Origin of the sequence: Amycolatopsis suaedae (assembly GCF_004214935.1) — a bacterium.
Classification (GTDB): Bacteria; Actinomycetota; Actinomycetes; order Mycobacteriales; family Pseudonocardiaceae; genus Amycolatopsis; species Amycolatopsis suaedae.
Genome location: NZ_SFCC01000018.1, coordinates 19,640 through 34,288 on the forward strand (window position 1 = coordinate 19,640; position 14,649 = coordinate 34,288).

10 protein-coding genes are annotated in these 14,649 nt (G+C 73.4%); 5 read left to right on the plus strand and 5 right to left on the minus strand.

Annotated features, from left to right (window positions below; all coding sequences use genetic code 11):
* Positions 1-311: 311 nt before the first annotated feature.
* The 5 genes from EWH70_RS29815 to EWH70_RS35995 all read right to left on the minus strand — a co-directional run bounded on the left by EWH70_RS29815 (position 312) and on the right by EWH70_RS35995 (position 9,449).
* Complete coding sequence (locus tag EWH70_RS29815) at positions 312-995, minus strand: helix-turn-helix transcriptional regulator (protein ID WP_130478890.1); 684 nt, start codon at positions 993-995, stop codon at positions 312-314.
* Between the two features lie 254 nt (positions 996-1,249).
* The gene (locus EWH70_RS29820; RefSeq protein ID WP_130478891.1) at positions 1,250-3,931 is read right to left on the minus strand and encodes an AAA family ATPase; all 2,682 of its coding nucleotides are present in this window, start codon (positions 3,929-3,931) and stop codon (positions 1,250-1,252) included.
* A gap of 3 nt (positions 3,932-3,934) precedes the next feature.
* Positions 3,935-6,391, minus strand: a complete 2,457-nt coding sequence (locus EWH70_RS29825) for a helix-turn-helix transcriptional regulator (protein ID WP_165436471.1) — start codon at positions 6,389-6,391, stop codon at positions 3,935-3,937.
* An 87-nt stretch (positions 6,392-6,478) separates the two neighbouring features.
* Positions 6,479-6,727 (minus strand): hypothetical protein, encoded by a 249-nt coding sequence (locus EWH70_RS29830; RefSeq protein WP_130478893.1) that lies wholly within the window; start codon positions 6,725-6,727, stop codon positions 6,479-6,481.
* A 76-nt stretch (positions 6,728-6,803) separates the two neighbouring features.
* On the minus strand, positions 6,804-9,449 hold the full coding sequence (locus EWH70_RS35995) for a helix-turn-helix transcriptional regulator (protein WP_205669316.1): 2,646 nt from the start codon (positions 9,447-9,449) through the stop codon (positions 6,804-6,806).
* Positions 9,450-9,577: 128 nt separating this feature from the next.
* Between EWH70_RS35995 and EWH70_RS29840 the strand changes: the two genes are divergently transcribed.
* The 5 genes from EWH70_RS29840 (at position 9,578) to EWH70_RS29860 (ending at position 14,575) form a co-directional block, all read left to right on the plus strand.
* Entirely contained in the window at positions 9,578-10,150 is a 573-nt protein-coding gene (locus EWH70_RS29840; RefSeq protein ID WP_130478894.1) for a helix-turn-helix transcriptional regulator, read from the plus strand.
* Positions 10,151-10,237: 87 nt separating this feature from the next.
* Positions 10,238-11,503: an ABC transporter substrate-binding protein gene (locus EWH70_RS29845; RefSeq protein ID WP_130478895.1), complete on the plus strand. Its 1,266-nt coding sequence runs from the start codon at positions 10,238-10,240 to the stop codon at positions 11,501-11,503.
* Between the two features lie 3 nt (positions 11,504-11,506).
* Positions 11,507-12,388 (plus strand): carbohydrate ABC transporter permease, encoded by an 882-nt coding sequence (locus EWH70_RS29850; protein ID WP_130478896.1) that lies wholly within the window; start codon positions 11,507-11,509, stop codon positions 12,386-12,388.
* A gap of 44 nt (positions 12,389-12,432) precedes the next feature.
* On the plus strand, positions 12,433-13,287 hold the full coding sequence (locus tag EWH70_RS29855) for a carbohydrate ABC transporter permease (protein ID WP_130479015.1): 855 nt from the start codon (positions 12,433-12,435) through the stop codon (positions 13,285-13,287).
* The gene (locus EWH70_RS29860) at positions 13,187-14,575 is read left to right on the plus strand and encodes a GH1 family beta-glucosidase (RefSeq protein ID WP_130478897.1); all 1,389 of its coding nucleotides are present in this window, start codon (positions 13,187-13,189) and stop codon (positions 14,573-14,575) included. The genes EWH70_RS29855 and EWH70_RS29860 overlap by 101 nt, the downstream gene beginning before the upstream one ends.
* The last annotated feature ends 74 nt before the right edge of the window (positions 14,576-14,649 follow it).

Below are 14,649 nucleotides of genomic sequence, written 5' to 3' on the forward strand. Positions count from 1 at the left end.
GCCCCCTTCACGGCATGTTCGGGTGTCGGCCGGGCGAGTTGATGGGCTCGAGCGCAGAACTCACGACGTGGACCGGATTCTCAGCGGGTGCCGGTCACCCGTTCCGGGGCGCGAGTCGTACGTTCCGGGGCGCGAGTCGTAGGTTCTGACGCGCGAGTTGTACGTTCCCGTTCGCCTGGTTCCGCTGTCCGGCACGTCGGTTCCAGATCGCCGTACTCGCCTGGCGAGCGGGGCTACTCGCGGCGACCTTGCCGCTCCCCCGTAGCCTCTCGAGAAAGCAACACAAAACCACGGGCGACGAGCCGGGGTGGTTACTTCACGTAGTCGGGGAGCACCCTGGGTGGCCAGGCGCCGACCCCGAACAGGCCCATGGAGTAAGCGCGGGAAACCAGCGACGGACGATTCTTCGCTTTCAGCTTGCGCAGCAGGTTCGTGACGTGGTATTCGACGCCGCCGCGGCTCAGATAGAGCATCGATGCCAACTGGACGGTCGACACACCGGCAGCCACGCCTTCCAGAATCCGCGCGTCGATATCGGTCAGAATCTTCTTTCCGCTCGAAATCATATGACCTTTGTGATCGGTCTTTTCCGGGCGGAGTATCACCATGACCTGCTGGACACGACCGACCTCACCGGACACCGCGATGCCGACCAGTTCGGCGCCGAAGGTACAGCTGCCCGGGCGCAGGCCGATGACCTTGTCGGAGAACCGGTTGCGTTGCCCGTCAACAAGTCTGCGCAGCTGGTCGACCATGGTGCCGCGCACGCTGGGGTGCAGCAGAGCACCGAGCTGCAGACCTCCGATCTTCGCCTTGTCACTTCCGAAAAGACGAAGGAAATCCGCGTTGGCGTCCGTGATCCGGAGCGCGCAGTCGAGCGTCGCCACGCAGAGCCCGGACTGGTCGAACAGTGAACGGACAATGTCGCGGGCGTCGACTAGTTCGTGAACAGAGGAGGTCCGCCGGTCGGATTCAGGCAACGCGACATCGGTCATTTCAGTGGACATAGCAAGCAGTCCCCTCTGCGTGGAGTTGACGATCTGGTTCGATCGCCGGATCAGAAAGGCGAGAACGTGTTAGGAGCTTATGAACCCAGTCACAAACAAGTCAACAATATACCAACACAAACCCTTAAGACCGGGGTCGACCCCACATGCGGTTCGGAGGGTGCGGTCCTCCATACCACCGAGGTTCGGTCCCGCCGGGCAGCCGCAGCCGTCCGAACCTGCTGGAAATGGGCAGACACCGGTCAGTGCCGGGCGCCGAGCTTCGCGACCAGCTCCCTGCGGCCGCTCACGGCCAGCTTGCGGTAGGCACTGGTGAGGTTCTTCTCCACCGCACGGCGGGTGACGCCGAGTTCGTCGGCGATCCGCTGGTTCGTCCAGCCCCGCACGACGAGGTCGACCACACCGTCCTCGGCCTTGGACAAGCCGGCCCGGCCCGACCGGGAGACCTCGAGCACCGGACCGCACAACTCGGTCTCCACCTCGGCCCACCGGCAGTCCAGGTCGGCCGCGACGGCGTCGGCCTCGGCACGGATCTCCCCGGCCTCCCCGGTGCCGGGCAGCCGCCGGGCCAGCAGGATCCCGGCCCTGGCGTACTCCAGCCGGTCCGCGGATCCGGCCAGCGTTCGCCGGGCCGCCCGGAGCAGGCCGGTGCCCTCCTCGCCGTCGGTCAGCATCCCGAGCAGGCACAGTGCCTTCCCGTGCGCGGCCGGTGCGCCCCACGCGCGGGCGTCGTCGAGTTCGGCCCTCGCCAGTGACAGCGACGCCTCCCGCTCACCCTGGCGGTGCAGCAACGCGGCCGCCCACGGCCGCCACGGGTACAGGGCCGGGTTGATCCAGCCCCAGCGGGCCAGCCGCTGCCCGCAGTCGAGGAAGCGGTCCACCGCGCTGGCCAGGTCGCCGCGGACGGCGTCGAGCAGCCCGCGCAGCATCCGGTCCAGCAGCGCCGCCCGCGGGTCAGCACAGTCCCGGATCGCCGCCAGCACGGCGTCAGCCAGCTCGGTGTCCTGTGTGGACAGTGCGACGGCCGCCCTGGTGCGGGCGGCCAGCAGGGTGACCTCCGGCCAGGACTCCCCCGCCTGCTCCTGCGCGGTCGCGGCCAGGTTGACCGCCTCGGCGGAACGTCCGGCGGCGTGCAGCGCGGCCGCCAGCGACGCGGCCGCGGACGCCCGCTCCCCCGGGTACGGGCGACGCTCGGCCGCCGTCCAGGTGTGCCGCAGCCAGGGCAGCAGGTCGTCCAGCGCGTCGGCCGCGACCAGCGCGGGCACCAGCAGCGGCATGGCCGTGTAGGCGTTGTCCGGCGCACCCGGCTCGTATTCGAGCACCTCGGCACCGAGCCTGGCGACCTCCGCGGCCGGGAGACTGCCCCCCACCGCGGCGGCGAACACCAGCACCGACACCAGCTCACGCCCAGCCGGGTCCGCCAGCGGCAGCCCGCCGGCCTCCAGCTCACCGAGCCGGTGGACCGCGTCGGTCAGCCGGGTGGCCCGGTGGATGTCCAGCGCCCGCAGCCGCGCCTCCAGCCGCAGCGCACGGGACCCGGTCACCGGGCCCGCCCGGCCCGCGGCCGAGCGGACGAGGTCGCCGAGGGCGGGGACCGTGCGGGCGAGGGCGGGCGGGATACGCAGCACGGCGTCGACCCGGTCGTCCGGCGACTCGGTCTCCAGCAGCGCCTGCGACACGTGGGAGACGGCGGCGCCGAGATCCAGTCCGCGCTCGGCCGCGGCCAGGTCGACCAGCAGCCGGGCGCGCCGGGTACCGCCGTGCGGGCAGGACAGCAACGCGCAGCGCAGGTACCGGGTGGCTGCCTCCGGGTCGCCGCTGTCGAGTGCCGCGCCTGCGGCCAGGCGCAGCACGTCGACCTGCCACTCCTCGGTGACCGAGGTCAGCGCCACGAGCTGGTCGGCGACCTCGGTGGCGCCGGCGCCCGCCTCGTGCAGCAGCAGCGCCGCCCTGCCGTGCAGGCGCCCGCGCTCGGCAACCGGGAGCGTCGCCGCGATCGCGTCGGCGAGACCGGCGTACGCGAACCGTGGCGGGCCGCCCGGGGCCAGCAGGCCGAGGCCGTCCAGCGTGTGCAGTGCCGACTTGAACTCGATCTCGTCCAGACCGGCCAGCTCGGCCAGCAGCGCGGGCTCGGCCGGCGCCGCCCCCAGGACGGCCATGGCCCTGGCCAGCTCGCCCGCGTGTTCGTGCTGGGTGGCCAATGTGGACAGTCGATGGCCGGTCAGCAACCGCTGGATGTCGCCGGCCGGCTCCACGCCGGCCAGGCCGTCCGCCACCGTCAGCACGGCGGCCGGGTTGCCGCCGGTGATCCGGTGGCAGGTGGCCGCCAGCTCCGCGGAACCGTCGCCCAGCAACGCGCCGACCGCGTCCACCGACAGCGGGCCCGGCCGCACGTGGCGGGCCGCCGCCAGCACGTCCTGGAGCAGCGTGGAGTCCGCGCACGGCACGCCCTCGGTCACGGTGCAGGCCAGCAGCACCGGCGTCCCGGTCAGCCGTTTGGCGAGAAAACCCAGTGCCGTCAGCGACAACCGGTCGGCCCACTGGAGATCGTCGACGAGCACCCGCACCGGGCGGTCCTCCCCGAGGTGGCCGAGCAGGGCGGACAGGCCGGCCAGCACGGTCTCGGCAGCCGGTGTGCCGGGTGAGTCGAGGTCCCGCAGCGGTGCGGCGGGTCCCCGGAAGTAGTGCCTGAGCCGGCTCTCGCCCAGCCCCGCCAGCAACGGCCCGCAGAGCTGGCTGACCACGCCGAGCTGGTAGTCGCGTTCCAGCACCGTGCAGTCGGCACGCAGCACCCAGGCATCGGCGTCGGCGAGCGTGCCGAGCAACGCCGACCGGCCGATGCCGGGCGGGCCGGTGATCGCCAGGGCGGACCCGGAGCCCGCGGCGGCGAGCAGCGCGAGCTCGGATTCCCGTTCGAGCAGCACGCCTCAATCCTCCCGCGTGCCGTTGACCAGCCGGGCGAGCTGTTCCCGGCCGGCCAGCCCCAGCGCGCGGTAGACACCGGTCAGCCGGGACTCGACGGTGCGCCTGCGCAGTCCGAGCAGGTTCGCGATCTCGGCGTTGGACCGGCCCGCCGCGACGAGCGCGGCGATCCGGTTGTCCTCGCCGGTCAGCGCGGGAGTGCCGTCCCCCTCGCTGGCCCGCGCGGCCCACAGGCTGGTCTGCGCCAGCACCACCGGACCGCCCCACCGCCGGGCCAGCCGCACCGCGCGGCGCACGGAAGCGGCGGCGGCTTCCCGGTCACCGGTGGCGTGCTGCGCCGCCGCGGTGAGGATCTGCCACGGCAGCAGCGCCGGGTTGGTCCAGCGCAGGGTGGTCAGCACCCGCCCGGCCTCGGCGAAGTGCCGCAGGGCGGTGTGCGGGTCGGCGACCTCGACGGCGAGCATGCCCCGGACGAACAGCAGGCAGGCCCAGCCGAATCCGCGTTCGGCCTCGTCCGGCGGTTCGGCACGCAGGGCCGACTCCGCCTCCGCCGTCCGGCCCCGCGCCAGGTGCACGGCGCCCTCCAGCGCCCGCGGCCACGCCCGCGACCGGGGCAGCTCGGCGAGTACCTGCTCCAGGTGTTCCTCCGCCCGTGCGGCGTTGCCTGCCCGCAGGTCGTGCCAGCAACGTTCGCCCAGCGCCAGCGCGGCGACCGCGGGCACGCCCGCCCGGCGGGCGTCGGCGGCCAGCTCGTCGAGTGCCGCGCCGCCCTCGGCGAGGTCGTCGCAGTACAGCAGGGCCCGGCAGGCATGCAGGCGGGCTCCGAACAGGCCGTCCCGGCCACCGCAGACCGCACTGCGCGCCAGGTCCCGCGCCCGCGTCCGGTCCCGTCCTGCGGTGACCAGCCGCCACGCCACGGCGGTCCGGGCCACGCCGGCGGGCTCCTCCGGCAGGGCGGGCAACGTGGGTACGGGCAGTGCCTGCTCGCCGCCGCAGTGGCTCTCGGCGAGGGTGCCGAGCGCGGTCAGCGCGTCGTCCGGCTCGCCCGACCGTGCGACGGCGGTGGCGATCACCCGGTGCGCCGTCGCGGGGTCGGTGTGCAGCAGCAGCCGGTCGGCGGCGACGAGCACGGTGTCCGGCGCGACCTCCGAGGACGACAGCACGACCCGCTGGAGGCGCCGGGCCGCCGCGGCGACGTCGACCGCTGCCTCGACGCCGGCCAGTTCGACGAGCAGGCGGGCCTGGACGTCGGCCGAGCACGGTTCCCGCAGCGCGCGGCGCAGCAGCGCCGCCGCGTCGGCGTGACGGCCTGCCGCCCGGTGGGCCGCCGCCACCACGCTCAGTGCCTCGGGCGCCCACGGCTCGCCGACGGGCGGGGCGGCCAGCAGCAACTCGGCCTTCGTACGTGCGGGCAGCGCGGCCCGGTTGGCCAGCGCGGCGGCCCGGCCGGCCAGCCGCGCCCGCTCGGCAACATCGAGCGCGGCCAGCGCGGCGGAAGCCACCGCGGGGTCGGCGACCCGCGGCCGGGGGTCGCGCACGACCAGCCCCAGCCGGACCAGTGCGTCCAATGTGGACTCGGAACCGTCGGCGAGGCGGAGCACCAGTTCGCTGTCCAGGTGCCCGGCGGCGACGGCCACCGCCCGCAGCAGGGCGAGCACGTCCGGCGGCAGCCCGGCCAGCAGCGCCGACTCGACGTCGTGCGCGTACCGCTCCAGCCGCGGCAGGTGCTCGGGACTCGGGTGCAGCCGTCCGACGGAGAACCGGTCGAGGACCTGGTGCAGCACCGCGGGACTGCCCTTGCTGGCGGCCGCGGCCCGTTCGATGAACGTCGGCGCCACCGGGCCCCGGTAGCGTGAGGTGACGAGCTCGCCGACGCCGCGGGTGCTCAGCGGCCGCAGCTCGACGTGGATCCCGCCGCGCTCGCCCGCCGTCCCGGCGGGTGCGCCGGTGACCAGCAGGATCGGTGCCTGCCGGACGCGGCTGGTCATCGCGGCGAGCCAGGCCCGCGAGTCCTCGTCCGCCCAGTGCGGGTCGTCGACGGCCAGCAGCAGCGGGTGGGTACTGGCCAGACCGACGAACTCGGCACACAGGCCGGGCAGCCCGGACGCGTCGGCGCGGACCGGGAACCCGGCCGCGGTGAGCCCGGCGGCGAACTGCGAGACCACCCCGTAACGCAGCCCGCGCTCGGCGGGCGAACAGCGGGCGGTGGCGGCGGCGAGGCCGAGTTCCCTGCCGTGGGTCACCATTTCCCGCAGCAGCGTGCTGACCCCGCTGCCCCGCGGGCCGGTGACCAGCACCGTTCCCGAGCGGCCGAACAGCAGCGCGGTCACCGCCTGGTGCAGTCGTTCCAGCTGGGTGCCGCGTTCGACGAGCGCGCAGGATTCCCTGCCGGTCCACCGCGGGGTTCGTTCGCCCGGTGCGGCGGCCGCACCGGGAGGATCCAGGACGGTGACGCGGACCACGCGCTCAACCGTAGGAGTGATCGTGTGGCTTTGCAAGCCGGTCTATTGGTTTTGCGTGCTTTTAATTGCGACTTTCGGTGGTTCTGACTAATCCTGGAGGATTCCGGCATTCACCAGCGCACCGATCCACGAACACATGTCGTCGCGAAGCACCCATGGATCGACCTCCCAGATGCCCGCCAGCGCGACCGCCGCGTCGCCGACGTTCCAGTGGTGCGAGGTCAGCGCGATCCACATGGCCGTGGCCTCGGTATCCCCGGTCAGCTGGGTGGCCGAACCCGGAACCGACAGTTCGAGCGAACCGGTGGGGTCCACCTGTACCTGTAGTCCCGCCACCGGTCGCATCCCAGCTGGCTCCCATCCGGTGTGTGCCCGTGTCATCGGTGTCATCCCCGTATTTGTCCCACGCCGGTCACCCGGAATCACCTAGGAGCCGGGCCAGGTCGGAACGGCCGGTCACGGCGAGCTTGCGGTAGATGTTGGTCAGGTGCCATTCGACGGTGCGCTGCGAGACGAGCAGCGTGTCGGCGACCTCCCGGTTGGTCGTGCCCAGTGCCGCCAGCTCGGCGACCCGCCGCTCGGCGCTGGTGAGCAGGCCGGTGACGCTGCCGTTCGTGCGGTGCAGCCGTCCCCTCGCGGCCAGCAGCCTGCCGCGGGCGACCGCCGCCAGCTCGCCGTAACCCGCACGCGTCGCCAGGTCGGTGGCCAGCCGGTAGTGCTTGCGCGCACTGCCGGGATCGCCGTCCCGGCTGCGGACGTCGCCGAGGCGCAGCTCGGCGCGGACCCGGTAGCCGGGCGCCAGGCGAAGCTCCTGGGTGGCCTCGGCGAGCAGGCCTGCCTCGTCCGCTCCGGCCAGGACCGACCGGGCCATCGACAACATCCCCCTGGCGGTGGGCGTGTCCCAGCCGGCCACCAGCCGCTCGCCGTGGCGGACCATCCCCTGCACCAGCCCGGGACTGCCGAGGTCGGCACCGAGCAGCGCCGCCTCCAGCCACCAGGGCGCGAAGACCGGATTGGCCGACTCCCACTGGTCCGTCTTCACCCCGCAGGTCATGAAGCGGGTCAGCGCGTCCTCCGGGCGGCCGTCGGCGAGCGCGAGCCTGGCCCTGGCCATCAGGTACACCGGGTACCGCAGCAGCGATCCGGCCACCTCGGCCGGTTCGACGGTGGCCAGCACCTCCGCGGCCTCGGCGGAGGCCCCCCGCCGGATCAGCACGGTCGCCAGGACGAGCGGCTGCACACCGGGCATGGCGGACGGCACACCGTCGGTCAGGTCGTGTGCCCGCCGGGCGTCGGCCAGTGCCGCGTCCGTCGCGTCGCCACAGAACGCGCGGACGCTGAGCGCGTTGGCCAGATCCCACGGGGCTTCCCGCGGATCGAGGGCGTCCACCGCGCGGTCCAGCGCCTCGCGGGCGACGTCGGTCTCGTCGGCGAGATGGAGCACGAGTGCCGCGCCGGCCCGGCCCCGCGGCGTGTCCTCCGCCAGCGCCGCCCTGGCCAGCTCGACGGCCGTCCCGACCGGCCCGCCGTCGAGCATCGCGTCCATGGCCGCCATGGCACGGCTCTCGCGGTGCGCGGCGGCACGCGTGGTAGGCACGTCCCGGTCGCGGACCCTGCGCCGGGCCACCGCGAGCGCCGACTCGTCGTGCCAGCCCAGGCCGAGCAGGGCGGAGTCGAGCTGGATCCGCAGGTCGTGATCGGGTTCGGCCGCCCCCGCGACGATGGCGGCGTCGAACTCGTCCGACGTCCGGACGAGCAGGCCGACCACCTCGTCGACCGCGGGCCCGGCGGGCGCGACCCGGCCGAGCTGGACCGCCGCCTTCGCCCGCAGCCGGACGTCGCCCGCGGTGCCGACGACGTCCCGCAGCACGGCGTAGGCGGCGTTCGGGTCCTGCCCGCCGAGGACCCGGGCGTGGTCGATCGCCGCCTCGGCGTCGCCGGGATCGGTGTCGACCAGCCGCCGCAGGTAGCGGGCCGCGGCGCCGAGGTCGCCCTGCCGTTCGGCCCGGGCGGCGGCCTCGGCCAGCGACCGCCGCATCCACGGCTCGGGCAGCCCGGGCAGCGCCATCAGGTGCTCGGCAGGCGCGATACCGAGGTAGTTGAGCAGGCGCGCGGCACGTGCCCGGTACTCGGCCGGCACCGCCGTCAGCGCCGCGGCCCGGGTGTCCGGGTGGGTGAGGGCGGTCCGCCCCGTACCGATCAGCCCCTCCGCACGCAGGGCGGGCAGGGCCGCGGCGACCTGCCCGGCCGGCACCGAGCAGAACCCGGCCAGCAGTTCCTCGTCGGCCCGGCCCAGCACGGCCACCGCCTCGGCCAGCTCCCGGACCGGCCGGGGCAGGCCGTCGATCCGCGCCGCCAGCAGGCCGGGCCCTAGCCGCCCGGCTCGCCGGGCGGCCGCGGCGCCCGGCCGCAGGCCCTCGGCGTGCAGCCGGGCGAGCAGGGCGGCGGCGACGCCGGGGTAGCCGCCGCTGTGCTCGGCGATCGCGCAGGCGAACGCCCGGTCGGGCTTCGGCCACCAGCGTGCCGCCAGCTCCGCGACGCCGTCCTCGGTCAGCGGCCCCAGCGGCACGCGGCGTCCGGCGGCACCGGCTTCGGCCCGCCACGCCGGCAGGGCGCCGCTGCGCTCGGCCAGCACCAGCAGCACCGGCAGGCGTTCCGCCCTGCGGACGACCAGCCGGAACGTCTCGAACGACCGGCGATCACACCGGTGCGCGTCGTCGACGAGCAGCACCAGCGCCGTCGCCCCGGCCAGTTCCGCGACCCGCCGGGAGGCCAGCAACGACACCGGCACCGGGCTGGCGGCCAGATCGCGGCCGAGCAGGCCGCAGACGGCGGAGTAGTCGGCGGCAGGCTCGACGCAGGTCCACCGCCGCAGCACGGCGTCGCCGACCGAGCCGGCGAACGCGTCGAGCACCGCGGTACGACCGGCGCCCGCCGGGCCGTCCAGCCGGATCACCGCCGCCGCGCGGTCCCGCCGGCACCGCGCCAGGGCCGCCCGCAGCCCGGCGAGTTCCGCCGCCCGGCCGGCGAGGCCGGCAGCGGCGACGTGTCCGACCACGGCGATCCCCTGCCCTACGTGTCCGGCTGCGCTGCCCGATCCGCCGGCCACGATACCCAGGGTTGCCCGTAGAGAATTTCTTAAGACCGCGCCTCCACGGTGGTGCCCCGCCAACCGCCGGAGAGCCAATGGAGCCGATCAACGTCGTGGTCTGGGCACCCGACCCGCTGACCAGGGCGGGGCTGTGCGCGTACCTGCGCGCACGGCCCGGGGTGAACCCGCTGCCGGCTCATGAACTGGCCCGCGCGCGGCTGTTCCTCGCGGCGGTCGACCGCTTCGCCACGTCGGCGCTGCGGGTGCTCGACCACGCCGCGGGGGTGCCCGCGCTGGTGCTCACCCGCGTCGTCGACGCCGAGCTGCTGCCCGAGCTGGAGCGTCTCGGCGTGGCCGGGCTACTGCCGTTCGACGCACTGGAAGGAGAACAGCTGATGGACAAGATCACCTCGGCCGCGGCCGGCCACCGCGGCTCGCCGTTGCGCATGCCGAAGGGCGGCGCGCCCGCCGGGGGCCGCGAGCTGACCCCCCGCGAGCTCGCGGTGGTCCGCCTCATGTCGGAGGGCTGGAGCACGAGCGACATCGGGCACAAGCTCGGCTGTTCCGAGCGTGCCGTGAAGGGCGTCGTCGCCGACGTCGTGGCGGTGCTGCGGTCGCAGAACCGTCCGGAACCGATGACGAAGGCGATGCTCTCCGCACTCGGCTGACCCCCCTCAGCGACACTCGGAACGCGCCCGGCGTGGCCCATCCGCAAGAATGGCCCGCGGACCGGTTCCGAGGAGACGGGGTGCGCGATGGCTGGCAGGCGGGCGTGGACGGCCGTGCTGGCCGTACTCGCGGTCCTGGGGGCGGTGCCGGCCTGCTCGGCCGGGCCGGGTGAGCGCACCCGGCTGACCGTCGCGACGTTCGGCGAGTTCGGCTACGAGGCCCTCTTCGACGAGTACGAGTCGCTACACCCGGACATCGAGATCGTCGGCAGGGTCGCCGACTTCGAGAGCCACCACCGGGGGCTGGTCACCCAGCTCGCCGGAGGCGGCGGCGCCGCCGACATCGTGGCCATCGAGGAGCAGTACGTTCCGCGCCTGCGGCAGTCGAAGGACAAGCTCGTCGACCTCGGCCGGTTCGGCGCCCACGAGCTGCGCGGGCAGTGGGCGCCGTGGAAGTGGGACCAGGGGGTGACCGACGGCGGGAGGTTCGTCCTCGGCCTCGGCACCGACATGGGCGGGCTCGCGTTGTGTTACCGGCGCGACCTGTTCGAGCGCGCCGGGCTGCCCACCGACCGCGCCCAGGTGGCCGCGCTCATGCCGACCTGGGAGGCCTACCTCGACGTCGCCGGCAGGTTCGCCGCGGCCGGAACCGGCGCGAAGTTCGCCGACTCGGCCGGCACCGTCTACGCGGCGATTCTCAACCAGGCCCCGGAGAACTACTTCGCCGCCGACGGCGACCGGTTCATCGCCGACACCAACCCGAACGTCCGCAGGGCGTTCGACATCGCGGGCACGCTCGGCGAACGCGGGCAGACGGCCAGGGTCACGACGTTCACCCAGACCTGGAACGCGGCGATCAAGCAGGGATCGTTCGCCACCATCGCCTGCCCGGCCTGGCAGCTCAAGCTCATCCGGGAGGCGGCGGGGCCCGCCGACGCGGGCAAGTGGGACGTCACCACCGTGCCCGGCGGCGCGGGCAACCAGGGCGGCTCGTTCCTGAGCCTGCCCGCCCAGGGCGAGCACCAGCAGCAGGCCTACGACCTGGCCCGCTGGCTGACCGCACCGGAGCAGCAGAAGAAACTGTTCCTTTCCGAGGGCATCCTGTCCAGCCAGCCCGCCGTGTACCGCGACCCGGACGTGCTCGGCAAGACCGACCCGTACTTCAGCGGCGCACCGACCGGGCAGCTGTTCGCCAGCTCGGCCGACCGCCTGCGCCCGGTCTACCGCGGTACCGCCGACGCCGAGGTACGGCCGGAATTCGGCAGGGCGCTGGGCCGGATCGAGGACGGCAAGCAGACCATCGCGCAGGCGTGGGAGGAGGCCGTCCGCCTGGCCCGCGAGGCCGCCGGATAGCCGATGCGCAGGCTCACCCCGCTGCTGTTCGTCGCACCGTTCTTCGCGCTGTACGCGGTGTTCGGCGTGTTCCCGCTGTTCTACACCGCCTGGATCTCGCTGCGGGACTGGCATCTGCTGAACGGCGACCAGGGTTTCCTCGGCCTGGCCAACTACGCCGACCTGCTGGGCGATCCCGGTTTCTGGCGGGCACTGACCAACACGGTCAGCATCTTCGTGCTGGCCGTGGTCCCGCAGTTGCTCGCCGCGCTGGGTATCGCGGCCCTGCTGAACCGGCCGCTGCGCGGCGGGATGTTCTGGCGTACCGGGATCCTGCTGCCGCACCTGGTGTCGGTGGTGGCGGTCGCGCTGGTGTTCAGCCAGTTGTTCGGCCGGGACTTCGGGCTGGTGAACTGGGTTCTCGGGCTGTTCGGGGCGGACCCGGTCTCCTGGCAGTCGCACACCTGGTCCTCGCACCTGGCGATCGCCACGATGGTGATGTGGCGGTGGACCGGCTACGACGCGTTGATCCTGCTGGCCGCCATGCGGACCGTGCCGGACGAGCTGCGGGAGGCAGCCGAGCTGGACGGCGCGTCGCGGTGGCGGGCGTTCTGGTCGGTGACCGTGCCGGCGATCCGGCCGACGCTGGTCTTCGTCGTGATCACCTCGACCATCGGTGGCCTGCAGCTGTTCACCGAGCCGCTGATGTTCGACGACACCGGCACCGGTGGCGGCGGCAACGACCGGCAGTTCCAGACGCTGGCGATGTACCTGTACGAGAAGGGATTTCTCGCCTTCGACGCCGGCTACGCGGCCGCCGTCGGCTGGGTGCTGGTGGTCCTGTCGGTCCTGCTGGCCGTGGTCAACGTCCGCCTGGTACGGCGCTTCACCGGCGGTGGCCCGTGAGGCGGGTGGCCCCGATCCTGCTGGCCGGGGTGCTGGTGGTGTCGATGTTCCCGCTGTACTGGTCGGTGGTGGTCGCCTCCCGCGACGAGTCGGTGGTCGGCGACCGGGTGCCGGAGCTGGTGCCCGGCGGGCACCTGCTGGACAACATCGGCCGGGTGTTCGACACCGTGGACTTCTGGCTGGCCATGCAGAACTCGCTGATCGTGGCGACGACGGTGACCGTGGCCAACGCGCTGCTGTCCAGCCTCGCCGGGTTCGCCTTCGCCCGCCTGCGTTTCCCCGGCCGCGACTCGCTGTTCCTGCTGGTGATCGGGACGGCGATGGTGCCGGCGCAGCTCGGGCTCGTCCCGCTGTACCTGGTGGTCGGTGAACTCGGCTGGTACGGCAGGCTGGAGGCGGTCATCGTGCCCGCGCTGGTCAGCGCGTTCAGCGTGTTCTGGATGCGGCAGGCGTGCGAGGAGGCCGTCCCGGCCGAGCTGGTCGACGCGGCCACTGTGGACGGCTGTTCCCGGTGGCGGATCTACTGGAACGTCGCGCTCCCGCAACTGCGCCCGCACCTGGCGGCGCTGTCCACGCTGACGTTCGCCGCGGCCTGGAACGACTTCTTCTGGCCACTGGTCGTGCTGGACCCGCACGAGTACCCGACCGTGCAGGTCGCGCTGGCACGGCTCGCCAGCGGCTACTTCACCGACCACTCGCTGATGCTGGCCGCGGCGACCCTGGCGATCCTGCCGGTGCTCGTGCTTTTCCTGTTGTTGTCCCGATATGTTGTGACCGGGTTGACGAAAGGGACGCTCGATGACGCGCGCCATGCTCCAGTTTCCCAGGGACTTCCTCTGGGGCGCCGCGACCGCCTCGTACCAGGTCGAGGGCGGCGCCACCGCCGACGGCAGGGGTAGTTCCATCTGGGACGCCTTCACCAGGGTGAACGGCGCGATCGCCGACGGCGCCAGCGGCGACGTCGCCTGCGACCACTTCCACCGCTACGCCGAGGACGTCGCGCTGATGGCCGAACTCGGCCTGCCCGCGTACCGCTTCTCGATCGCGTGGTCGCGGGTGATGCCCGACGGCGCGACGCCGTCGCCGCGCGGGCTCGACTTCTACCACCGGCTGACCGACGAGCTGCTGGCCAACGGGATCGAGCCGGTGGTCACGCTCTACCACTGGGATCTGCCGCAGGCGGTCGAGGACGACGGCGGCTGGCTCGACCGCGACACCGCCGCCCGCTTCGCCGACTACGCCGCGCATGTCCACAGTGGACTCGCCGACCGGGTCGACCGCTGGACCACGATCAACGAGCCGTTCTGCGCGGCCTTCCTCGGCTACGGCAGCGGCGTGCACGCCCCCGGCCGTACCGACAAGGCCGCCGCGCTGGTCGCCGGGCACCACCTGATGCTGGCGCACGGCCGGGCGATGCGGGCGCTGCGCTCCCAGGCGCGGCCGGGCGACTCGCTGTCCATCGCGTTGAACTTCTCCCCCGCCATCGCCGACGGCGACACCGCCGCGCACCGGGAGGCGGCCCGCAAGTTCGACGGCATCCACAACCGGTTCTTCCTGGACCCCTTGCTGGGCAAGGGTTATCCCGACGACGTACTGGCCGACGTCGAGCACCTGCCCGGCCTGCGCGACGCGATCGCCGACGGCGACCTCGAGGTGCTGGCCGAACCGATCGACTGGCTCGGCGTGAACTACTACGCCCCCACCAGGGTCACGCCGCTGGACGACCCGAGGGCGGCCAGCAACTGCCCGCTGCCCGGCCTGCTGGGCATGGATGTGCTGCCCCCGCGGGGAAAACTGACCTCGTTCGGCTGGGAGCAGGCGCCGGACTCGTTCACCGACCTGCTGTGCTGGCTCGACGAGTACACCGGCATCCCGCTCGTCGTCGCGGAGAACGGCGCCGCGTTCACCGACACGGTGTCCGCCGACGGCGCCGTGCACGACCCGGAACGGGCCGACTACTACACCGAGCACCTGCGGGCCGTGCACCGGGCGGTCAGCAGGGGCGCCGACGTGCGGGGCTACCTGGCCTGGTCACTGCTGGACAACTTCGAGTGGGCGATGGGCTACACGCAGCGGTTCGGGCTGGTGCACGTCGACTTCGACACGCTGCGCCGCACGGTGAAGGACAGCGGCCGCCACTTCAGCCGCATCATCGCGGCCAATGCCGTGCCGGCCGCGAGCACGTGAAGGCCACCTTCATCACGTGAGACGTCAGGGCTCCGGCAAAGTCCGGGTGCTGTGTGCCCCCAATGTGGCATTGG

What these genes read in the sequence shown, in the direction of transcription:
- EWH70_RS29855 (WP_130479015.1), top strand. Translation starts at nt 12,433, where the DNA reads ATGTTCCCGCTGTACTGGTCGGTGGTGGTCGCCTCCCGCGACGAGTCG.
- EWH70_RS29850 (WP_130478896.1), top strand. Translation starts at nt 11,507, where the DNA reads ATGCGCAGGCTCACCCCGCTGCTGTTCGTCGCACCGTTCTTCGCGCTG.
- EWH70_RS29840 (WP_130478894.1), top strand. Translation starts at nt 9,578, where the DNA reads ATGGAGCCGATCAACGTCGTGGTCTGGGCACCCGACCCGCTGACCAGG.
- EWH70_RS29845 (WP_130478895.1), top strand. Translation starts at nt 10,238, where the DNA reads ATGGCTGGCAGGCGGGCGTGGACGGCCGTGCTGGCCGTACTCGCGGTC.
- EWH70_RS29860 (WP_130478897.1), top strand. Translation starts at nt 13,187, where the DNA reads ATGACGCGCGCCATGCTCCAGTTTCCCAGGGACTTCCTCTGGGGCGCC.
- EWH70_RS29815 (WP_130478890.1), bottom strand. Translation starts at nt 995, where the DNA reads ATGACCGATGTCGCGTTGCCTGAATCCGACCGGCGGACCTCCTCTGTT.